Annotated in this window: 16 protein-coding genes, 2 tRNA genes and 3 rRNA genes; 14 read left to right on the top strand and 7 right to left on the bottom strand. The window is 43.1% G+C overall.

The window, feature by feature from the left end; translation table 11 throughout:
* Nucleotides 1-63: 63 nt before the first annotated feature.
* From IPH84_09400 to crtI, 5 genes are read right to left on the bottom strand one after another with little or no spacing between them, the layout of a single operon-like run.
* On the bottom strand, nucleotides 64-519 hold the full coding sequence (locus IPH84_09400) for a sterol desaturase family protein (protein MBK7173433.1): 456 nt from the start codon (nucleotides 517-519) through the stop codon (nucleotides 64-66).
* Between the two features lie 25 nt (nucleotides 520-544).
* Nucleotides 545-1,072, bottom strand: a complete 528-nt coding sequence (gene idi, locus IPH84_09395; protein MBK7173432.1) for an isopentenyl-diphosphate Delta-isomerase — start codon at nucleotides 1,070-1,072, stop codon at nucleotides 545-547.
* Nucleotides 1,073-1,080: 8 nt separating this feature from the next.
* Nucleotides 1,081-1,629, bottom strand: a complete 549-nt coding sequence (locus IPH84_09390; GenBank protein ID MBK7173431.1) for a hypothetical protein — start codon at nucleotides 1,627-1,629, stop codon at nucleotides 1,081-1,083.
* Nucleotides 1,626-2,462 (bottom strand): phytoene/squalene synthase family protein, encoded by an 837-nt coding sequence (locus IPH84_09385; GenBank protein ID MBK7173430.1) that lies wholly within the window; start codon nucleotides 2,460-2,462, stop codon nucleotides 1,626-1,628. Before IPH84_09385 ends, IPH84_09390 begins: the two co-directional genes overlap by 4 nt.
* 54 nt (nucleotides 2,463-2,516) lie before the next feature.
* Complete coding sequence (crtI, locus tag IPH84_09380) at nucleotides 2,517-3,995, bottom strand: phytoene desaturase (protein MBK7173429.1); 1,479 nt, start codon at nucleotides 3,993-3,995, stop codon at nucleotides 2,517-2,519.
* A gap of 587 nt (nucleotides 3,996-4,582) precedes the next feature.
* Here crtI and rpsO point away from each other — a divergent pair.
* The 6 genes from rpsO to IPH84_09350 all read left to right on the top strand — a co-directional run bounded on the left by rpsO (nucleotide 4,583) and on the right by IPH84_09350 (nucleotide 11,103).
* Nucleotides 4,583-4,852, top strand: coding sequence for a 30S ribosomal protein S15 (gene rpsO, locus IPH84_09375; GenBank protein MBK7173428.1), 270 nt, complete (start codon nucleotides 4,583-4,585; stop codon nucleotides 4,850-4,852).
* 154 nt (nucleotides 4,853-5,006) lie between these two features.
* Entirely contained in the window at nucleotides 5,007-7,154 is a 2,148-nt protein-coding gene (pnp, locus tag IPH84_09370) for a polyribonucleotide nucleotidyltransferase (protein MBK7173427.1), read from the top strand.
* 120 nt (nucleotides 7,155-7,274) lie between these two features.
* Nucleotides 7,275-8,138, top strand: coding sequence for a sigma-70 family RNA polymerase sigma factor (locus IPH84_09365; protein ID MBK7173426.1), 864 nt, complete (start codon nucleotides 7,275-7,277; stop codon nucleotides 8,136-8,138).
* A gap of 87 nt (nucleotides 8,139-8,225) precedes the next feature.
* Nucleotides 8,226-8,876 carry a ribulose-phosphate 3-epimerase gene (locus tag IPH84_09360; GenBank protein ID MBK7173425.1) on the top strand — a complete coding sequence of 217 codons (651 nt, stop codon included), beginning with the start codon at nucleotides 8,226-8,228 and terminating at the stop codon, nucleotides 8,874-8,876.
* A gap of 408 nt (nucleotides 8,877-9,284) precedes the next feature.
* On the top strand, nucleotides 9,285-9,530 hold the full coding sequence (locus tag IPH84_09355) for a hypothetical protein (GenBank protein ID MBK7173424.1): 246 nt from the start codon (nucleotides 9,285-9,287) through the stop codon (nucleotides 9,528-9,530).
* 109 nt (nucleotides 9,531-9,639) lie between these two features.
* The gene (locus tag IPH84_09350; GenBank protein MBK7173423.1) at nucleotides 9,640-11,103 is read left to right on the top strand and encodes an aminoacyl-histidine dipeptidase; all 1,464 of its coding nucleotides are present in this window, start codon (nucleotides 9,640-9,642) and stop codon (nucleotides 11,101-11,103) included.
* Nucleotides 11,104-11,169: 66 nt separating this feature from the next.
* Here the strand turns inward: IPH84_09350 and IPH84_09345 are convergent, their stop codons facing one another.
* Nucleotides 11,170-11,751 (bottom strand): hypothetical protein, encoded by a 582-nt coding sequence (locus tag IPH84_09345; GenBank protein MBK7173422.1) that lies wholly within the window; start codon nucleotides 11,749-11,751, stop codon nucleotides 11,170-11,172.
* A 620-nt stretch (nucleotides 11,752-12,371) separates the two neighbouring features.
* Between IPH84_09345 and IPH84_09340 the strand changes: the two genes are divergently transcribed.
* The 6 genes from IPH84_09340 (at nucleotide 12,372) to IPH84_09315 (ending at nucleotide 19,957) form a co-directional block, all read left to right on the top strand.
* A 16S ribosomal RNA gene (locus IPH84_09340) occupies nucleotides 12,372-13,895 on the top strand.
* 128 nt (nucleotides 13,896-14,023) lie between these two features.
* Nucleotides 14,024-14,097, top strand: a tRNA-Ile gene (locus IPH84_09335).
* A 12-nt stretch (nucleotides 14,098-14,109) separates the two neighbouring features.
* Nucleotides 14,110-14,206, top strand: a tRNA-OTHER gene (locus IPH84_09330).
* 290 nt (nucleotides 14,207-14,496) lie between these two features.
* Nucleotides 14,497-17,389: ribosomal RNA gene (locus tag IPH84_09325) — 23S ribosomal RNA — on the top strand.
* An 83-nt stretch (nucleotides 17,390-17,472) separates the two neighbouring features.
* Nucleotides 17,473-17,582: ribosomal RNA gene (gene rrf, locus IPH84_09320) — 5S ribosomal RNA — on the top strand.
* Together the 16S, 23S and 5S rRNA genes with 2 tRNA genes alongside form the textbook arrangement of a ribosomal RNA operon.
* Before the next feature lie 338 nt (nucleotides 17,583-17,920).
* Nucleotides 17,921-19,957, top strand: a complete 2,037-nt coding sequence (locus IPH84_09315) for a hypothetical protein (protein ID MBK7173421.1) — start codon at nucleotides 17,921-17,923, stop codon at nucleotides 19,955-19,957.
* Between the two features lie 299 nt (nucleotides 19,958-20,256).
* On the opposite strand, the gene IPH84_09310 is transcribed toward IPH84_09315, so the two are convergent.
* Nucleotides 20,257-21,057 (bottom strand): RNA methyltransferase, encoded by an 801-nt coding sequence (locus tag IPH84_09310; GenBank protein MBK7173420.1) that lies wholly within the window; start codon nucleotides 21,055-21,057, stop codon nucleotides 20,257-20,259.
* 152 nt (nucleotides 21,058-21,209) lie between these two features.
* Between IPH84_09310 and IPH84_09305 the strand changes: the two genes are divergently transcribed.
* Nucleotides 21,210-22,127: a Gfo/Idh/MocA family oxidoreductase gene (locus IPH84_09305; protein MBK7173419.1), complete on the top strand. Its 918-nt coding sequence runs from the start codon at nucleotides 21,210-21,212 to the stop codon at nucleotides 22,125-22,127.
* 125 nt (nucleotides 22,128-22,252) lie between these two features.
* Nucleotides 22,253-23,345, top strand: a 1,093-nt coding sequence (gene gmd / locus IPH84_09300) for a GDP-mannose 4,6-dehydratase (GenBank protein ID MBK7173418.1), incomplete at its 3' end; no start/stop codon positions are given.

Raw genomic sequence — 23,345 nt, 5'->3', positions numbered from 1 at the left:
GATGATCAATGTTGTTATTCAAATAATTGAAGGATAGGATAACCAGAATACAGGAGCAGATAATCAGGATTTCCGGCCAAACTCTTCCTTATAATAACGGAAAGGAGCTATCAGGAACCCATAATTATAGTGAGCATGAGGATTATGATGTTCTTTATGTGCTTTTACAGTTGCTCTTAAATATCGGTTACTGAGCCTGGAAAGGATTTTTACCCTCTGGTGTACATAAACATCATGAAACATGAAATAGGAAAAACCATACAAGGCAATTCCAAGTCCTATACTCAGCAGGTATAAGTCAGGATTCATCACACCTAAATATATGAGCAGGATACTAGGAAGAGCGAAAATAATGGCAAATACATCATTCCACTCAACTTTCCGGCCATCACGAATATGATGGTCCTTATGTAAAATCCATAAAAATCCATGCATCACATACTTATGCGTGAACCAGGCCATGAATTCCATGAACAGAAAAGCTCCCAGAATGAGTAGGATACTAATTAGTGTGTCCATCTGTTTGATTTATTAAGTTAACAATTTAGTCAGAAAGTAGTTCAGGCATTTTCTCTGCTATTTTTTCCATGATCAGCCTGAACCAAATGGTATATTTCTCCGGAAAAGCTGCAATATCCTTTTTCAGTTCAACCATCGAAACCCATCGAAAAGCATGAGCCTCCTCAATATTAATGATAGGATCATCATTGTAAATCCCAATGTAAACATGGTCCAGTTCATGTTCAATAAGTCCATTCTCGAAAGAGGCCTTGTAGATAAAATCAAATCCTTTGGTTAGTTTGCATTCAATCCCCATCTCTTCCATTAATCTTCGGTTGGCCGCATCTTCTGTTGTTTCACCCGGACGAGGGTGACTGCAACAGGTATTGGTCCATAAGCCCGGGGTATGGTATTTCGAAAAAGCCCTTTGCTGTAATAACATCTCGTGACGGTCGTTAAAAACCAGCACTGAAATAGCCCTATGCATATGGCCTGATAGGTGCGCTTCCATTTTTTCCATTTCACCAATACTTTGGTCATGCACATCAACAAGGATTACCTTTTCTTCCATGATCATTATCAATTACCTGTTTTCTTCTTTATTTGAGTAACAATTTGCTGCTCTTTAGGAGTCAGAATTTCTGTTTTTAACAGAAATGCCGCAATTCGCGAATAAAGGTATGAATTTGGATCATTGGATTCAATCAGCGACATCTTATTAATAATCAATTCTTTATCTTCTGATATATTTGCCGAGTACCCAAGAAATCCGGGAGCATTCAGCTGGGTAGCCAACCGGAGGAAGCGAATCTCAGCATCCTGTGGACTGGATTTGACAGCATTCTCCAACTCGTCTTTCCCTTTGGAAAAATACTGAAGTTTCTTGTGCACACCGCTTACAGAGCCTGCTGCTGCAGCTGAACTTGCACCCCTGTAGGCCATAAGGACCGGATTCTTTTTCAGGTCGAGGGGTTTTAACCGAAAATAGAGTTTCAGTGCACCATCTTCTACCATTTGCATCGCAAAAAAATCATTCCTCACACTTTCAACCTTTACCGATTGGGCTGTCGAAATATGTGTAAGTTGGAAAATCAAAACCAACAACAATAAATAACGGCTGTGTTTCATATAATATTAAGCCTGTGTTTAAGGTAAGAGGTAAACAGAAGCAGGTACTTCTGTCCATCATTGATGCGCAAACGCTTACCGGTAAGTTCCGCTGCTGATATCTTTTCGATTTTTCGAAGAAGGCTGTGGAAGTATGTATATGCAACATATACACCAAACCTGGCCCCCTTTGGAAGTATCCTTATGCCTTCAAGTCCGGCCTGGAAATCCATTTCTATGTCCTTTTCGATCTCTTTCTTCATATGATCGTTGAACAACTTCATATCAACCCCCGGGAAGTAAGTCCGCCCCAGGCCTTTTACATCTGCTTTCAGGTCCCTGAGGAAATTGATCTTCTGAAAGGCTGAACCTAAACGCATTGCTGGCATTTTTAAAGCATTGTACTGCTCACTGTTTCCTTCTGTAAAAACCCGCAGACACATGAGTCCTACCACTTCTGCCGACCCTAGAATATAAGCTTCATAACCAGCCTGGTCATATTCAACCTTATTCAGGTCCATCCTCATACTTTTCAGGAATAAATCAATCAACTCCTTTTCAATTCCATATTTATTGACCACATACTGAAAGTTATTCAAAATGGGATTCAGGCTTATCTTTTCATCAATCGCTGTGTAGGTATCTACCTCAAAACGGTTAAGTAATTTCTCTTTATCATATCCATGAAAAGAATCCACAATTTCATCAGCAAATCTTACAAAACCATAAATGCCATAGATAGGGTCATGAAATCTCTTGCTGAAAAACCGGATACCCAGAGAAAATGAGGTACTGTAAGTAACAGTAGCCATCTTACTTGATTTTCGGGAGATCATATCAAACAAGTCCTTCATAGAATTTGTTGTTTCACGGGTTTGTATCGCTATTGTAGCCATAATTCAGTAAGGTTAACCTTTTTTGAAACGTTTAGAAATTTCATTAGCAACAATTTGACCTGAAATAAGCGCAGGTGGAACACCAGGCCCCGGAACAGTCAACTGCCCGGTATAGTAAAGGTTATCAAGTTTCCTGTTTTTAATCCTTGGTTTCAAAAAGGCTGTTTGCATAAGTGTATTCGCCAAACCGTATGCATTTCCTTTAAATGCATGATAATCTGCTTCAAAATCTTTATGAGCATAGCTTCTTTGAAAAACCACATGGTCTCTCAAATCCTGCCCTGTAATCATCTTGAACCGGTCCATGATAATTTCGTAGTATCTATTTCTCATCTCCTCCGAGTCTTCCAAACCGGGAGCTACAGGAATCAATACAAAAAGGTTCTCCATTCCTTCAGGTGCAACAGTAGTATCTGTTTTTGAAGTACAGCTGAAATAAAGTGAGGGCTTATCAGGCCAGGAAGGATTACTGTAAATCTGGGAAGCATGAGCCCCCAGATCTTCATCAAAAAACAAGGTATGATGCTCAATACCCTCTAATTTCTTATCAATCCCGAGGAAAAATATGAGAGAAGATGGAGATAGCACCCTTGAATCCCAATATTGCTTACTATAATCACGAAAAGCAGAAGGAAGTAAAGTCTGCTCCACAAACTGATAATCAGCAGAAGCCACTAATAAATCGGTTGGATGAAATCCGAACTTGGTATTAACACCTGTAACTGAACCATCCTGAATAATAATATTTTCAACCGGACAATCATAAAGTATAGAAACACCTTGTGATTCTGCAAGTTCCACCATGGCTTCTACAACCTTATACATTCCTCCTTTTGGATACCAAGTGCCTAGTTTAATGTCTCCGTAATTCATCAGGCTATAAAGTGCAGGCGTATTCTTAGCAGTCCCGCCAAGAAACAGAATTGGAAACTCCAGCATTTGACGCAACCTGGGATTTGGAAAAAATTTCCTGAGATGAGAATCAAATGACCTGAACATGTGCAGTTTAAAGACAGACGACAAAAGCTCGGGATGCATGAATTCAAGTATAGATAGCCCAGGCTTGAACACAAATTTGTTCATGGATACCTTATATTTATACTCAGCTTCTTCCAGAAATTTCTCAAGTTGTTTTCCACTTCCTTTTTCAATCGATTCAAAAGTTTCAATCACTCCTTCAAAATCTGCAGGCACATCAACCTTATCATCTTTTCCAAAATAAAACCTATATGACGGATCCAGGCGTATCAGCTCATAGTAATCTGAAGTCTTCTTCCCGAAAATTGAAAAGAAATTGTCAAAAACATCAGGCATCCAATACCAACTAGGTCCCATATCAAATGTAAAACCATCTGATTGGAAACTGCGTGCACGGCCTCCCGCCATTTCATTCTTTTCAAATACCTGGACCTGGAACCCGCTCTTTGCCAATAGAGAAGCTGTTGCAAGCCCGGAAAACCCGGCTCCGATAATGGTTACTTTTTTATTCATGGTGAATGTTAACGCTGTGATAGTACAATATAAACACAAATGATGCACTTTTGTTTAATCATTTGTATTTGAAATTAAACAGTAATCAGATGAGTGAGCTAGAGTGAACTAGAGTGAGCTAAAGTGAACTAAAGTGAGCTAAAGTGAGCTAAAGTGAGCTAAAGAGGTTAGAGTGATCTTAGTGAATAAAAGTGGCTTATTGGCTGTTGAATCCAATTTGTTGTTGGCAAAATGAATCAAGAATGTATGCGTGAAGTGATAATAGAAACTGTCTAAAATTATTAAAATGTAGTCATTCGGCTGATGCGGACAGAATTCAGTAAGCAGGAGTCAGTAAAGAAAAAAATGTAACCATAATTAGGCTAATTATTCTGGATTCTGACTTCTGACTTCTGGATTCTTCGGAGAATAGCATTTTTTAAGACAATCTCTTAGATTTATTTATAAAAATAGTTATTTTTGCAGTCTGATTGAGGGCTTCTGCCAATGGAAATAAAAAAATGTAAGAAAAGTTTTTTCTTTGCCTGAAAAATACTAATTTTGCAGCCCGAAAATTGAAATAGAAGTAAACTAATAGTCACACAGATATGTACTTAACTCCTGAAATCAAGAAGGATATTTTTAAGGAAAACGGCACTTCAGAAGCCGATACTGGTTCTTCTGAAGGACAGATTGCACTGTTTACCTACCGCATTAAGCATTTAACAGAGCACCTGAAAGTCAACAGGAAAGATCTGGCCACTCAAAGGTCATTGGTTCGTCTTGTTGGTAAACGTCGTAAACTTTTGGATTATTTGAAGAAGAAGGAGATTGAGAGATACCGTGCTATCATCAGTAAGTTAAGTATCCGTAAGTAATAACTTGACCATACTAAAGATATCAAAAGAAAAGGCAATTTTTCAATTGCCTTTTTTTGTATTGAATCTTACAGGAATACAGGATCGTTGTGTTGTCAACCTGATTCCTTCAAATTCTGAACAACACATTACATGTTATAAAAGAAAGAGGTAAATTATGGAAGGAATTGTTAAAACCTTCGACATTGGCGATGGCCGAGTAGTTTCAATTGAAACCGGTAAATTAGCCAAGCAGGCAGATGGTGCCTGTGTAGTCAGAATGGGTAATACCATGTTGTTGGCTACAGTGGTTGCTAAAAAAGACGCAGCCGAAAATGTAGATTTTATGCCATTATCCGTTGAATATAGGGAAAAATATGCCGCAGCAGGCCGTTTCCCTGGTGGTTTCTTTAAAAGAGAAGCACGTCCTTCGGATCATGAAATCCTGATCTCCCGATTGGTAGACCGCGCCTTGCGGCCACTGTTTCCGGATGATTTTCATGCAGAAGTACAGGTTATTGTTACTCTTATATCAGCTGATGCAGAGGTTTTACCTGATGCATTAGCTTGTTTGGCAGCATCAAGTGCACTTGCTGTCAGCAACATTCCTTTTAACGGACCCATCTCTGAAGCAAGAGTTGCCCGGATCAATGGTAAATTCATCATTAATCCACCCACCAGTGAAATAGCCGGTGCTGATATCGACCTCATCGTTGCTGCCTCATTTGAGAATATTGTGATGGTTGAAGGTGAGATGAAAGAGGTTTCTGAGAATGATATGATCGAAGCAATTGGTTTTGCTCATAAACACATTAAAATTCAATGTACTGCACAAAATGACCTGGCTGCACTTGTTGAAAAAGCCAGTCCAAAACGTGAGTATTGTCATGAACACCACGACGAAGAACTCCGTAAAGAACTCAGGGATTATACGTACGAAAAAATCCTTGCTATTGCAATGTCGGGCCAGCCTAAACATGCTAGAACTGAAGCTTTCCATGCAATTAAAGATGAATATAAGGCTACATTAAGCGAAGAAATCCTGGCTGCAAAATCTGCCCTTATCGATCGCTATTACCACGACACTGAAAAAGAAGCCATGCGTAACATGGTACTTGAATCACGTCGTCGGCTTGATGGTCGCAAACTGGATGAAATACGCCCAATATGGAGTGAAGTAGACTATTTGCCTATGGCTCATGGTTCAGCAATCTTCACACGTGGAGAAACTCAATCTCTTACAACGGTTACACTGGGTACCAAGCTCGATGAACAAATGATCGATGGTGCTATGATCGAAGAAAAGGTAGATTTTATCCTTCATTATAACTTCCCTCCTTTCTCAACAGGAGAGGTAAAACCTATTCGTGGAACCGGACGCCGGGAAATCGGTCATGGAAACCTGGCACTTCGCGCTCTTAAAGCAATGATGCCTAGTAAAGAAGACAATCCATATACTGTCAGGATCGTTTCTGATATCCTCGAATCCAATGGATCTTCATCTATGGCTACCGTATGTGCCGGAACACTGGCATTGTTGGATGCAGGCGTAAAACTTCGTAAGCCGGTTGCCGGAATTGCAATGGGCCTTATTACAGATACCAAAACCAAAAAATATGGAATCCTGTCAGATATCCTGGGTGATGAAGATCATTTAGGTGATATGGATTTCAAGGTTACCGGCACATCAGATGGTATTACAGCCTGCCAGATGGATATCAAGGTAGATGGTCTATCATTTGAGATTCTTGCTGAAGCCCTTGAACAAGCCCGCAAAGGCAGGATCCATATCCTCGGCGAACTTGCAAAAACACTTACCGAAGCACGTGAGGACTATAAACCACACGTTCCAAGAATTGTAAAAATCACCATCCCAAGAGAATTTATCGGTGCAGTTATCGGCCCGGGTGGAAAAGTAATCCAGGAAATGCAGCGTGAAACCGGTTCTACAATTGTGATTGAGGAAGTTGGCGAATTTGGTGTTATCGATATCGTTTCCAATAACAAAGCCTCCATCGAAGCTGTAAAAGCCAGGATTAAAGGCATTGTTGCCATTCCGGAAGTAGGTGAAGTCTATACCGGAACAGTTAAAACCATTACCACTTTCGGAGCCTTTGTTGAAATTCTTCCCGGCAAGGACGGACTGCTTCACATTTCCGAAATTGAATGGAGAAGACTAAAGGATGTTGAAAGTGTTTTGAAAGTAGGTGACAAAATTGAAGTTAAGCTGATTGAAGTCGATAGTAAAACAGGAAAACTGAAATTATCCCGTAAGGTATTACTGCCTCGTCCGGCTCAGGATGAAGCAGGAGCACCTCAATAAAGGTCAAGTCCCGGGTCTGAAAAATAGACCCGGGACAGAAACTTTTATTTTTTTCAGGTTTTTTTGGAACCTTAGTTAAGGTTTTTTCGTACAACTCATCGCCAACAACCAGTAAATACTATGAGGCAACTCAAAATTACAAAGCAGGTTACAAATCGCGAAACTGCATCGCTCGATAAGTATCTCCAGGAAATAGGGAAAGTAGAACTGATCACTGCTGAAGAAGAAGTACGGCTTGCTCAGCGAATTAAACAAGGTGATCGTGCTGCTCTTGAAAAATTAACCAAAGCCAATCTCCGTTTTGTTGTTTCCGTTTCCAAGCAATACCAGAACCAGGGGCTAAGTCTCCCGGATCTTATTAATGAAGGAAACCTTGGCTTAATCAAAGCTGCACAGCGTTTTGATGAAACCCGCGGATTCAAGTTTATCTCCTATGCTGTATGGTGGATTCGTCAATCCATCCTTCAGGCACTTGCTGAACAATCACGTATCGTTAGGCTACCCCTTAATAAAATTGGTGCCATAAACAAAATCAATAAGGCTTATGCCAAACTTGAACAGCAATACGAGCGTGAACCCAACAGCGACGAAATAGCAGTTCTCCTTGAAATCAGCGAAAATGAAGTAAAGGAATCCATGCGCAACTCAGGCCGGCATGTATCAATGGATGCCCCACTCGTGCAGGATGAAGATAACACTATGTATGATGTGCTGAGAAGCGAAGACGGCCCAACACCGGAAACCGGACTTCTCTACGAATCACTCCGCAAGGAAATTGACAGGGCCATCAGCACCCTCACCCCACGTGAAGCCGACGTGATCAAACTCTATTTCGGACTCAATGGCAGCCATCCGCTTACCCTTGAAGAAATAGGTGAGAAATTCGACCTCACCCGGGAAAGAGTCAGACAAATCAAGGAAAAAGCCATTCGCAGGTTGAAACATACCTCCAGAAGCAAAATCCTCAAAACTTACCTTGGATAATATGCAGAGCGGATCTTCTCCGCTCTTTTTTTTTATATTTGTTTCAACTTCTGCTTTATTCACCAAGTTCATTTTCAATCTACCTTCATGAAACACCTTCTGGCACCCTCCATCTTAACTGCTGATTTCAGGAACCTTGAAAATGCAATGGGAATGCTGAATAAAAGCAATGCCGATTGGATTCACCTTGATATTATGGACGGAGTTTTTGTCCCAAATATCACTTTTGGATTTCATTTCATAAAAGCTATAAGAAGACTTACAAGCAAACCCCTTGATGTGCATCTCATGATTACCCAACCAGAGAGGTATTTCAAAGAGTTTGTGGATGCAGGTGCCGATATTATCAGTTTTCACTATGAAGCGTCAGTTCATTTACATCGTTCGATTCAGGCCGTTAAGGAACTAGGTGTCAAAGCTGCGGTTGCACTCAATCCACATACTCCTGTTTCAGTATTGGAAGAAATCCTTCCTGATCTGGATATGGTGCTAATCATGAGCGTGAATCCAGGTTTTGGGGGACAAAAATTCATTCCTTCCTCCTTAAATAAAGTAAGGAAGTTGAAAAATATGATCGATGAGAGGCAACTCTCAACCTTAATTGAACTGGATGGCGGTGTTGATCTCAGCAATGCCAGGGAACTCGTTGAAACAGGGGTTAATGTTCTCGTCGCCGGCAATGCCGTATTCTCCAGTCCTGATCCTCTCGCTGCCATTGATCAGTTGAAAGCATTCTGATCCTAATGTCGGATGTTTGATGTCGGATGTTTGATGTCGGATGTTTGATGTCGGATGTTTGATGTCGGATTTCGGATTTCGGATTTCGGATTTGACCTTGATTTGTCAGCACATGGCACTTGATGTCGGATGTTTGAGCATTCGATGTCGGATCTGGATTTGAGCACCCACTCAGCACTCGGCACATCGGCACTCCGGCACAATTTGATGTCGGATGTTTGATGTCGGATGTTTGATGTCGGATGTCGGATGTCGGATGTCGGATCCTTGGAAATGACCAAACACTCAGAGCCACAGGCTTCCCTTCGGGACACTCAGAGCCAAAGGCTTCCCTTCGGCACTCAGTACTCCGGCACCTCGGCACCTCGGCACATCGGCACATCGGCACATCGGCACTCCGGCACCTGAATGTTTGATGTCGGATGTCGGATGTTTGATGTCGGATGTCGGAACCTTGGAAATGACCAAACACTCAGAGCCAAAGGCTCCCCTTCCTCAGCCGGCCCCGGGCACCGCACTCCGCACCCGGCACCCCGGCACCGCCCGCCCCATCCAGGCCACAGGCTTCCTCGGGCACTCAGCCGCACCGCACTCGCACTCAGCACCGGCACTCCCCTGCACCCCCGCACTCAGCACTCTTTAGAAACCCAATAACCTAAAATTATTACCAATTCGGTATATTTTTTTAAAGAACTTGGTCGAAAGAAAATCAATCTTTTAAATAATAACATATATTTGTGCCAACTTCATATAATAAATAGTCATGAATGATGTTTTCAAAGGCCTATACCCGGAATTGATCTGGAAATATTTTGATCAGATTTGCAAGGTTCCCCGTCCTTCCAAAAAGGAAGAAAAGATTTCAGCCTATATACAATCGGTAGCCAATGAACTTGGTTTGGAATGTTTGACAGACGAAACCGGGAATATACTTGTCAGAAAAGGTGCATCAAAAGGGTATGAAAACCTTGAGGTTGTAGTTCTGCAGAGTCATATTGACATGGTTTGTGAGAAAAATTCTGACACTTATCATGATTTCGAGAAAGATCCTATTGTACCTCGTGTTGAAGGAGAATGGGTTAAAGCCATGGGGACAACCCTTGGTGCTGACGATGGCATTGGGATTGCCGCACAACTGGCCATAATGGAAGACAAATCCCTCGAACATGGTCCGCTTGAATTCCTTTTCACTGTTGATGAGGAAACCGGGCTAACCGGTGCCAAAGGGCTACGTCCTGGATTTCTGAAAGGGAATATCCTATTGAACCTTGACTCAGAAGATGAAGGAGAATTATTTATTGGATGTGCCGGGGGAAAAGATACTACGATCACTTTTACCTTTTCAAAGGTACCGGTGAACTATGATTGTGGTGGATTCCTTGTAAAGGTAACAGGACTGAAAGGTGGTCACTCAGGAGACGATATAAATAAAGGACTGGGTAATGCCAATAAAATCCTGAACAGGTTATTATGGAATGCCAGCAATAAATACGAAATGCGTATCTCCTCTTTTGACGGAGGTAATCTTAGAAATGCCATTTCAAGGGAAGCTTTTGCCACAGTTACTGTACCCAAACGATTTCAGAATGAGTTCATTAAGTGTGTAAAGGAATTTAATGCAACTATAAAAGCTGAATTCAAGACTACTGAGCCGGGACTCCTTGTAAGTTATCAATCCACTGAAATGCCTTCTTTTGTGATGGATCTTTCGTCACAGGAAAGGTTACTTAACTCCCTGTATGCTTGCCCTCATGGAGTTATTGCCATGTCAGCCGATATACCAAATTTCGTAGAAACCTCTACCAACCTGGCATCGGTAAAATTCAACGACAAACAGATTATTATAGGTACAAGTCAGCGTAGCTCCTCTGAAAGCGGAAAGGATGATGTGGTAAGCATGGTTGTGAGTGTTTTCCGACTAGCAGGTGCTAAGATTGTGCATAGCGATGGTTATCCTGGATGGACACCCAATCCAACCTCTCCGGTTCTGGATATCACCAGGAATGCTTATGAGCAACTATTCAAGACAGAACCTAAGGTCCTGGCTATACATGCAGGGCTGGAATGTGGCTTGATTGGTGAACAGTATCCTGAGATGGATATGATTTCTTATGGCCCTACAATCAAAGGTGCTCATTCACCAGATGAACGCCTGCTGATTTCGACCGTAGGAAAATTCTGGGATCTTACCCTGGAAGTACTGCGTAATATTCCGGTAAAGAAATAATCGGGACTCACCCTTTATCTTTTTCGAGATTTTATACCTATATATAATAGGTATGAAGAAATCATGTCAGAATCCAATACTAAAACCTGCCCTTATAATCGGATTAGTATAGGGAGAATCTATGGTTTCGTTCAGATTCCAGAGTAACAATAAGTACATATACCCATTGGAAGAAATAGGTTCCCTGTAACCTGCACCAACCAGTACTGAGTTATATTCATTCCTGACAGAGACAGATGAGACTGCTAAGTCCTTTGATTTATAGGTCAGGTATTCATATTCTGCATGGGCAAAAATACTTTCAAGGATCAGGACACGTCCGAATAGACTACCTCCAATTACATTTGTTTTCAAATCATAGGATTGTCCGTAGTAGTTCCGGAAACGATAATACTTATAGGTAGGGCTAACACCAACGCCGATGCGGGGAGTTAGTTTATACCCTATTAAAGGAGAAATATCAACAAGTGTAACAGACCCGAATTGCAATCCCAGGGATCCGCCATAGAATAATCGTTCAGTCCAGGGTTTTCGGGGTTCTGTTTCTATAAGGACTGGATCCTGGGTTTGAGAATACGCTAAAAGTCCTGATAAGAGGGCTATGATAATGAGTGATGGGAATTTTAATGTTGTACTGAATGTCTTCATATGATCATGCAGATAGAAGGATATAGATGGTTTAATAATAACTTCAAAAGTATAGATTTATGATAATCAAAAATATTTTTAAGCATATTTAACTGATTCACTGTTACTTAAAAAATATATTTATTTTTTTTTAAAATAGTTGTAGGATATATAAAAAATCTTTCTACTTTTGCACCCGCTTTACAGCACAAGTTCATTGAAGGTTTGCAAGTCGCTATTGATGAGGGTTTCAGAAGTTTTAATCATAAAACACTGAAAATATGGAGACTAAAAGATTTTTGATTTTTTTTCACAAATTATTTGGTCAATTCAAAACATCGTTATACATTTGCAGCCCATTTGAAAACAACCAACGTTCTTTAAAAAATTGTTAACATTTTTTTTATAAAAAGTGTTGTGGGAATAAAAAAGATTATTACCTTTGCAGTCCCAAAACAAAAAACGGTCCCAAAAGGGGTCGGTAAGAAAAAGTTGGGAATTAGAAATTGAATGACAAAGCCGGCAACGGCAAAATATAAGTCAAACGTTCTTTGAAAAACTGAAGTCAATCACACAGTAGCGAATATCCCTTTTCAATTAGAAAAGAGTAGAATATTTCTTGAGACATTTAAGATCAACTTACAATGGAGAGTTTGATCCTGGCTCAGGATGAACGCTAGCGGCAGGCTTAATACATGCAAGTCGAACGGGATCCGAAGTAGCAATACTTTGGTGAGAGTGGCGCACGGGTGCGTAACGCGTATGCAACCTACCTTTAACTGGGACACAACCCGCCGAAAGGCTGGCTAATATCCCATAACATTGCGATGTGGCATCACATTGCAACTAAAGCTCCGGCGGTTATAGATGGGCATGCGTGACATTAGCTAGTTGGTAAGGTAACGGCTTACCAAGGCTTCGATGTCTAGGGGTTCTGAGAGGATTATCCCCCACACTGGTACTGAGACACGGACCAGACTCCTACGGGAGGCAGCAGTAAGGAATATTGGGCAATGGACGCAAGTCTGACCCAGCCATGCCGCGTGAAGGATGAAGGCCCTATGGGTTGTAAACTTCTTTTATACGGGAAAAAACCTCCGGTCGTGAACCGGAGCTGATGGTACCGTAAGAATAAGCATCGGCTAACTCCGTGCCAGCAGCCGCGGTAATACGGAGGATGCAAGCGTTATCCGGATTCATTGGGTTTAAAGGGTGCGCAGGCGGAGTGATAAGTCAGTGGTGAAATCCTACGGCTCAACTGTAGAACTGCCATTGATACTGTCATTCTTGAGTACTGTTGAGGTGGGCGGAATGTGTCATGTAGCGGTGAAATGCTTAGATATGACACAGAACACCGATCGCGAAGGCAGCTCACCAAGCAGAAACTGACGCTCATGCACGAAAGCGTGGGGATCAAACAGGATTAGATACCCTGGTAGTCCACGCTGTAAACGATGATCACTCGATGTTGGCGATATACTGTCAGCGTCTTAGCGAAAGTATTAAGTGATCCACCTGGGGAGTACGGTCGCAAGATTGAAACTCAAAGGAATTGACGGGGCCCGCACAAGCGGAGGAGCATGTGGTTTAATTCGATGATACGCGAGGAACCTTACCTGGGCTCGAACGTGGAATGACAGTCGCGGAAACGTGATCTTCCTTCGGGACATTCTACGAGGTGCTGCATGGTTGTCGTCAGCTCGTGCCGTGAGGTGTCGGGTTAAGTCCCATAACGAGCGCAACCCCTACCTTTAGTTGCCATCAGGTAATGCTGGGGACTCTAAAGGAACTGCCTACGCAAGTAGTGAGGAAGGCGGGGATGACGTCAAATCAGCACGGCCCTTACGTCCAGGGCTACACACGTGCTACAATGGCCGGTACAGAGGGCAGCCACCTGGTGACAGGGAGCAAATCTCCAAAGCCGGTCTCAGTTCGGATCGAAGTCTGCAACCCGACTTCGTGAAGTTGGATTCGCTAGTAATCGCGCATCAGCCATGGCGCGGTGAATACGTTCCCGGGCCTTGTACACACCGCCCGTCAAGCCATGGAAGCTTGGGGTACCTAAAGTCCGTCACCGCAAGGAGCGGCCTAGGGTAAAACAGGTAACTAGGGCTAAGTCGTAACAAGGTAGCCGTACCGGAAGGTGCGGCTGGAATACCTCCTTTCTAGAGTGATTTATTCTGGTCCCGTCAGTAATGACGGGAAGGATATTCACTACTGTGTTGACTTCATGTTTTTATTGTTAACCCAAGCGAGTGAGTGAGGGCGCTGCCCTGAGGGAAAAGGAATTAATAGTCCCGTAGCTCAGTTGGTTAGAGCACTACACTGATAATGTAGGGGTCCGCAGTTCAACTCTGCGCGGGACTACACAGTCGTTTTGGGGGATTAGCTCAGTTGTTGACTAGAGCACTAGCTTTGCACTAACGCCCCCCGGGCAAGCTAGGGGTCAAGGGTTCGAATCCCTTATTCTCCACCATTGGATTGTGGATTGCGAATTTTGGATTTATTAAATCCGCAATCCGAAATCAAAAATCCGAAATCACAACGTTCTTTAACATGCTGGAAATTTTGGAAGATCTGTCAAACGACAGATCAAGGGTTCGACTCCTTATTCTCCACAAGTCGATTGTGGATCGCGAATTTCGAATATAGGACTTTAAAAATCCGAAATCCGAATTCAAAAATCCGAAATCACTACGTTCTTTGACATACTGAAAGAAAATACATAAATTAGATTGATGTTTATAATTGACATCGAGCATCAATAAGAAAGTTATCAAGAGCGTACGGCGGATGCCTTGGCTCTCAGAGGCGATGAAGGACGTGGTAAGCTGCGATAAGCTTCGGGGAGGTGCAAACAACCTTTGATCCGGAGATTTCCGAATGGGGCAACCCACTAGGTTGAAGGCCTAGTATCCGACTTAGTCGGAAGCAAACCCAGCGAACTGAAACATCTAAGTACCTGGAGGAAGAGAAAACAATAGTGATTCCCTAAGTAGTGGCGAGCGAACGGGGAAAAGCCCAAACCGGTATTGTTACGGCAAGACCGGGGTTGTAGGACTGCAATGTGGACTGTAAATTTATAGCTGAATCTTCTGGAAAGTTGAATCATAGAAGGTGAAAATCCTGTAAGCGAAATGAATTTACTACCTAGCAGTATCCTGAGTACCGCGGGACCGGAGAAATCCTGTGGGAATCTGCCAGCACCATCTGGTAAGGCTAAATACTCCTGAGAGACCGATAGCGAACCAGTACTGTGAAGGAAAGGTGAAAAGTACTTCGAACAGAAGAGTGAAATAGAACCTGAAACCGTGCGCTTACAAACGGTTGGAGCCTCCTTGTGGGGTGACAGCGTGCCTTTTGCATAATGAGCCTACGAGTTACTCCTCTCTGGCAAGGTTAACCCCGTAAACGGGGGGAGCCGAAGCGAAAGCAAGTCTGAATAGGGCGTGTAGTCAGAGGGGGTAGACGCGAAACTTTAGTGATCTACCCATGACCAGGATGAAGGTCCGGTAACACGGACTGGAGGTCCGAACCAGTTGACGTTGAAAAGTCTTTGGATGAGTTGTGGGTAGGGGTGAAAGGCTAATCAAACTGAGAGATAGCTCGTACTCCCCGAAATGCCTTTAGGGGCAGCCTCGAGGTTGAGTTATATAGAGGTAGAGCTACTGATTGGATGCGGGGGCTTCACCGCCTACCAAATCCAGACAAACTCCGAATGCTGTATAATATACTCGGGAGTGAGGCGTTGGGTGCTAAGGTCCAGCGCCGAGAGGGAAAGAACCCAGACCATCAGCTAAGGTCCCCAAATATATGCTAAGTTGAATTAACGAAGTCTGATTGCATTGACAGCTAGGATGTTGGCTTGGAAGCAGCCATTCATTTAAAGAGTGCGTAACAGCTCACTAGTCGAGCGATCGGGCGTGGATAATAATCGGGCATAAGCATATTACCGAAGCTATGGATTACCGTCATTTATGACGGTACTGGTAGGGGAGCATTCCAGTCTGCGTTGAAGGTGTGTCGTAAGGCATGCTGGAGCGTCTGGAAAAGCAAATGTAGGCATAAGTAACGATAATGCGGGTGGGAAACCCGCACACCGAAAGACCAAGGTTTCCTGATCAACGCTAATCGGATCAGGGTTAGTCGGGACCTAAGTCAAACCCGAACGGGGTAGACGATGGACAACATGTTAATATTCATGTACCGGCACAGCTGCGATGGGGTGGAGGAGGTGTGAAAGGCCTGCGTACTGACGGAATAGTACGTTGAAGGGTGTAGATATATCTGCAGTAGGCAAATCCGCTGCGGATGTCGAACCTGATAGTACCACAAGTCTTCGGATGAGTGGATAATGGCCCTAATCAGACTCACAAGAAAAACCCCTAAGCTTCAGGCTAGTGCCGCCCGTACCGGAAACCGACACAGGTGGTCGAGGAGAGTATCCAAAGGTGCTCGAGTGAATCATAGTTAAGGAACTAGGCAAATTAGTCCTGTAACTTCGGGAAAAAGGACCCCCGCATCTGCGGGGCGCAGAGAAATGGCCCAGGCGACTGTTTATCAAAAACACATGGCTTTGCTAAATTGAAAGATGACGTATAAGGCCTGACACCTGCCCGGTGCTGGAAGGTTAAGAGGAGAGGTTAGGAGCAATCCGAAGCTTTGAATTGAAGCCCCAGTAAACGGCGGCCGTAACTATAACGGTCCTAAGGTAGCGAAATTCCTTGTCGGGTAAGTTCCGACCTGCACGAATGGTGTAACGATCTGGGCACTGTCTCAACTATGAGCTCGGTGAAATTGTAGTTCCGGTGAAGATGCCGGATACCCGCAACGGGACGGAAAGACCCCGTGAACCTTCACTATAACTTTGCATTGACTTTGAATAAACGATGTGTAGGATAGGTGGGAGACTGTGAAGCGGCGCCGCTAGGTGTCGTGGAGTCAACCTTGAAATACCACCCTTTGTTTATTTGAAGCCTAATCCCGCATCTGCGGGAGACATTGCATGGTGGGTAGTTTGACTGGGGTGGTCGCCTCCAAAAGAGTAACGGAGGCTTTCAAAGGTATGCTCAGTACGCTTGGTAACCGTACGCAGAGTGCAATAGCATAAGCATGCTTGACTGTGAGACCAACAAGTCGAGCAGGGTCGAAAGACGGATATAGTGATCCGGTGGTTCCGCATGGAAGGGCCATCGCTCAAAGGATAAAAGGTACTCCGGGGATAACAGGCTGATCACTCCCAAGAGCTCACATCGACGGAGTGGTTTGGCACCTCGATGTCGGCTCGTCACATCCTGGGGCTGGAGAAGGTCCCAAGGGTTCGGCTGTTCGCCGATTAAAGTGGCACGTGAGCTGGGTTCAGAACGTCGCGAGACAGTTCGGTCCCTATCTGTTGTGGGCGTTGGAAGCTTGAGGGCACCTGACTCTAGTACGAGAGGACCGAGTCGGACATACCGCTAGTGCACCTGTTGTGGCGCCAGCTGCATCGCAGGGTAGCTACGTATGGATGAGATAAGCGCTGAAAGCATCTAAGTGCGAAACTCAGCCCAAGATGAGGCTTCCTTTAAGGGTCGTTGTAGACTACGACGTTGATAGGCTGCAGGTGTAAAGTCAGTAATGGCACAGCCGAGCAGTACTAATTACCCGTAAGCTTTCTATTGACGTCAAGCATTTCATCAATATAAATTGTGTATTTTCTTTCGTGTTTGTCAATTCTTTATAGAACCTAAGATATTAAAAACTTTAGGTGGCTATAGCGACGGGGCCCACCTCTTCCCATTCCGAACAGAGAAGTTAAGCCCGTCCGCGCAGATGGTACTGCATTCGTGTGGGAGAGTATGTCGCCGCCGACCTTTATAACCCTGTCAGTCTCTGGCAGGGTTTTTTTTTGTTATTGATGTTGATTCCCTTCGGGAATCCCTACCGGTGATGGTTTCCCTGCGGGAATTCTTTGATGAACATGATTCCCTTCGGGAATCCTTTAATGAACATGATTCCTTGCAGGAAATTTGATACTGGCAGCATTTCCCTTCGGGATTTGAAAACCCAGGGTATCGTCTGAGGAAATACTGGAGGAAACCACCTAATTCCAATAATACATAACGTTAGTTAATTACTGCAATAACTAGAAGGATTTTAGGTATTTTTGCAAGGTAAAAATTAATTAACTTCCATCTTCCTGATTATAGCCTTGAAACAATTTCTGAAAATAGCCTCCCTCCTACCCTTACTGGTGTATACGCTTAGTCTTCATGCCCAGATTAATAAATTCCGGCAGGGAAGTTCTGAAGGTGAGGAGGAATCTGAGAACACCAACCAGGAGACTAGTAAGGAAAAATCAGCCCTGAGTCCCGATACCGCCAGAACTCTCGTATATACCTTTAATCTTTACGCTTCTTATACTCAAAAGCCCTATACTGCCGGCCTTCACGCTTTTCATCAATACAGTGTTCTTGAAAAAAATAAACAGACCTATGCCTCACTAGGCAATGTTGGCTCAGCCGTTACACCCATTACCTTCACTGATAACAGTACAATGGGAATGACTTTCAGGAAGGATGCTTTCAACGTTTATCAATATCAAATAGAGAATATAAAGTTTTATGAACTCGAGAAACCCTTTTCAGAGCTACATTATGTAATGGGGAAAGCTAAAGAACAACAGCTTCTTTTCAGTCACAGTCAACAGGTAAAAAAAGGGCTGACTCTTGGATTGCATGCAAGATACCAGAACTCCCCGGGATTATACCTGCGCCAGAGAGCTTATTACGCTACCGGCTATTTCACAGTCAGGTATGTTCTGCCTGATAAGAGATACGGAGTGATGGCTGCATACCTGAACGATCGGCAGCAAAATTATGAAAACGGAGGAATCACCTATGATTCAGTCTTCCAGGAGAATACTGAAAGTAACCGCAAGACTATTAATGTTAACCTGAATAATGCCAGCAATCGCTCAAAAAATGCAGGTATCCTGCTTCAGCATTATTTTACTTTGCAGCGACAAGGCCCATCGAAAACAGATTCTATAGAAAGTCAGACAAAGAAATTCAATGCAGGCAGAATCGTGCATACCTTTAAATATAAGCGCTTAACCACCGCATTCCAGGATGATAAGACATACACTTCCATTCTTTCCAGGTTTTATCCAACTGTATATGGAGATTCTGTGAGTACACTTGATTCTAACTTTCATACTCAATTAGAAAACCATTTTGTTTACTCAAATATTGAACCGGATACATCCGGCAGCAGTTTTCCATTCCAATACGCCTTTGGGATCAGTCATAGGATCGATAAGATCGGATTCACAACAGAATACCAGGTGAATCAAATGGTTCCTGTCTATGTATTTAGTGCTAAGGAATTAGTGACTAATTCACTCATTCAAAAACAATATACCCAAATTACTCCTTTCGGTACTCTTAAAGGGATCATCGCCCGGAAAACCTATTTCATTGCAGATGGACACCTTTCGATCGGAGGATATAATAGTGGAGACTATGAATTAAAAGGCCAGTTCTACCAGTATTTTGGTAAAAAGGAATCACTGAAACGTATTTCTCTGACTGCTTCAAAAGGTCTGAGGCACGCTGATTATTTCTTTTCTCACTATTTCTCTAATCATTTTCGCTGGGACAGGGATCTCAAAAGCCAGGATTATCTTTCCGCAACAGCCAAACTTGAATTCTTTGGTTATGAACTGGGGGTTTCCTACTTCCGAACATCCAACTATACCTGGTTGAATGAAGATATCCAACCCGAGCAGTCACAGGATGCAATAAGCATATATCGTGCGGATGCCGCCAAAATCTTCCGGTTAAGTCATTGGATATTTGATGCCCATGTAACTTTGCAGCAAACTTCCAGGGATAGCATTGTCAGTTTGCCTTCAGTTGTAGCCGATGCATCCATCAGTTATAGCAGGCTATTATTTAAAAAAGTGCTACTGGCTGAAATCGGGCTACAGGGATTGTACTACTCAGCCTATCATGCTGATAAATATATGCCGGCCGTCAGGATGTTCTATAAGCAAAATACTGAGGTCTTTGGCGATTATCCCTATATTGACGCCTTTATTAACCTAAAAGTAAAACGTGCCAGGATCTTCCTGAAATACCAACATATGAATGCAGGGTGGTTCGGATATTCTTATATCATGACTCCTCACTATCCGGGCGCAGATGCTGCTTTTAAAGCGGGTGTGACCTGGGTTTTCTATGATTAATATCGGATGTTTAATGTCGGATGTTTGATGTCGGATGTGTTTGATGTCGGATGTTTGATGAATTTTAGAGATGTTAGGATTTGAATTTGAAAATGCAAATAAGGAACTTGGATTCATACAATTGGATAATTTGATTTTTGGATTAATTAAATTTGATTTGGATTTGATTTGACTGAAAGATTTGGCTTTGACTGGTTGGCATCCGGACTTCGCATTTTGGCTGGTCACTTCCAGCACTCAGCACTCAGCACCCGGCACCCGGCACTCAGCACTCAGCACTCAGCACTGAGGCCACGGCACTATTTCATCCTCTGCCGGTAGGCTTCATATACTACAATTGCAGTGCTTACTGAAACATTCAGGGAATCGGCTATTCCATTCATGGGGATTATTACCTGGGAAGTGCTGAAATCCAACCAGGACTTACTCAACCCGGTTGCTTCTGTTCCCATAACAAATGCAGTTGGACCTCTGAAATCAAATTGATATACGTTCCGGGCTGATGCTGTTAATGCAGCTGCATAGGTTTTTATTCCCTGCTGAGTAAGCCATTTCATCACTTCTTCGGAACCTGCAGCCACAACAGGTGTCGTAAAAATACACCCTACACTGGAACGAATGGTATTGGGATTATAAATATCGGTTAAAGGATCACTGATAATTACTGCATCTACTCCGGCAGCATCTGCTGTGCGCATCACTGCGCCAAGGTTGCCGGGCTTTTCTACTGATTCCAGGATAATTATCAATGGATTTACACTTAATTTCAAAGTATTGAGTCTTTCCTCCGGAGGTACAGCAAGCGCCATCATCCCATCAGAACCTTCTCTGTAAGCTATTTTCTCAAAAACAGCTTTACTGATCTCAAATATATCAGTTTTATTAAGTTTACTTCCGAAATCACGGAAAAAACCCTGTTGATCGGCTTCTTTACAATAATATAATTCAGTAACAACTACGCCAGCTGCCAGAGCCCTGGAGATCTCTCTGAATCCCTCGATCAGCATAAGGTTCTGTTTACGGCGTTCCTTGCTTTTCGATTGTAATTGCAGGAGATTCCGTATCCGGGGATTGCTGGTTGAAGTGATTATTCCGGTCATGAAGGGTATGTTTTGATAACAAATGTACCAAATAGTGTAAATTTGTGATGTCATATTCAGAGAATGATGTTTATCTTTTCTTCATATGGGCATTAATTGTATTCCCTTCCAGAGTGAGTATCAGAATTATTGAACAGACTTATGTATAACTTATGAGTAATAAACCACTGAAATTTGGATTAATTGGTGCAGGTGGATATATAGCCCCCAGGCATTTGAAAGCTATCAAAGAAACCGGGAATCAATTGGTTGCAGCGCTCGATAAATATGATGGCGTTGGCATTATGGACAGCTATTTCCCTGACGCAGAATTCTTCACGGAACCTGAGCGCTTCGACCGGTTTATGGATAAACTCCGCAGGCGTGATCCGTTGAGCAAAATTGATTATGTGAGTATCTGCTCACCCAATTACCTGCACGATGCCCATATCAGGCTTGCCCTGAGAAATGAGGCTCATGCGATATGTGAAAAACCGCTGGTACTCAATCCATGGAACCTCGATGCACTTAAGGTCCTGGAAAATGAGACAGGGAAGAAAATATTTACCATCCTTCAATTACGAATACACCCTGCAATCATAGCTTTGAAAGAACAGATTGCCAATAGTCCCGCCGGTAGTGTCTATGATGTGGATCTCAGTTATATCACCAGTCGTGGGAAGTGGTATCATATTTCCTGGAAAGGGGATATGAGTAAATCGGGAGGGATTGCAACCAATATTGGTGTCCACTTCTTTGATATGCTCACCTGGATTTTTGGAAATGTGAAGGAAAACCGTGTGAAAGAACATACTGAGGATCATGCTTCCGGCTTCCTTTTGTTGGAAAAGGCAAGAGTTAACTGGTTCCTGAGCATCAATCCTGATTACTTGCCTGAATCAGCAAAAGCTGCCGGCAAGCGGACTTACCGATCAATCACCATGGATGGAGCTGAGATTGAATTCAGTGAAGGTTTTACGGATTTACATACTCGCTCTTATGAACAAATCCTTGCCGGAAACGGTTTTGGACTGGAAGACTCGAGAAGAAGCATCGAAATTGTGCAGCAAATCAGGGAGATGGTGAAATAATAAACCAGGTTTTGACCGGATTAATCAATAAAGACCTGTTGCTTACCTTCATTATCTGAATAACCAGTATTCATAGTATTGTGATCAACTTATAAAAATAACGATCAGCATTCAAATTATATAAAATGAAAGTCGCTCTCATCACAGGAATCACAGGTCAAGACGGTGCCTACCTGGCAGAATTCCTCCTGAAAAAAGGATATATTGTTCATGGGATCAAACGCAGGAGTTCCCTCTTTAACACAGATCGCATCGATCACTTATACCAGGACCCGCATGCAGAACACAGGAATTTCTTTCTCCATTACGGGGATTTGACGGATGCTGCAAACCTGATCCGTATCGTTCAGGAGGTTCAACCGGATGAGATTTATAACCTTGCCGCAATGAGCCATGTAAAGGTGAGTTTCGATAGTCCGGAATATGCTGCTAATGCAGATGGACTTGGAACGCTCAGGCTCCTGGAAGCCATCAGACTGTTGGGTTTAGTAGAAAAAACCAAATTCTACCAGGCATCAACCAGTGAACTGTACGGACTGGTAAGAGAAACTCCACAGTCGGAGCTTACTCCTTTCTATCCCAGGAGCCCTTATGCGGTTGCAAAGCTATATGGATACTGGATTACAGTAAACTATAGAGAAGCTTATGGTTTGTTTGCATCCAATGGTATCCTTTTCAATCATGAATCTCCTATCAGGGGTGAAACGTTTGTTACGCGCAAGATCACGATGGCGGTAGCCAGGATTGCATTGGGTTTACAGGATAAATTATTCCTTGGGAATCTTTCTGCGAAAAGGGATTGGGGACATGCCAAGGATTATATCCGTGCCATGTACCTGATGATGCAACAGTCTACTCCGGATGATTTTGTGATTGCCACGGGAGTTACTACAGAAGTGAGGGACTTTGTCAGGAAATCATTTGAGCTTGCCGGACTTACCATTGAATTCCAGGGAGAAGGGGTGAATGAGAAAGCAATATTGGTGGGGATAGAAAATGATCAGTGTACATTGCCAAAAGGAAGTGTGGTGGTGGAGGTGGATCCGCAGTATTTCAGGCCTACAGAGGTGGAATTGTTGCTGGGGGATCCTTCAAAGGCAAAACGTTTGCTGAACTGGGTGCCTGAATATGACCTGGATGCACTGGTGGAAGATATGATCAAAGCGGACCTTAAACTCACCGAACGCCAGAAATATTTAAGGGATGGTGGCTACAGGG

Source organism: Bacteroidales bacterium (genome assembly GCA_016707785.1).
Taxonomy (GTDB): Bacteria; Bacteroidota; Bacteroidia; order Bacteroidales; family UBA4417; genus UBA4417.
The sequence above is the reverse complement of the archived record's forward strand: the minus strand, read 5'-3'. Positions and strand labels throughout refer to the sequence as shown.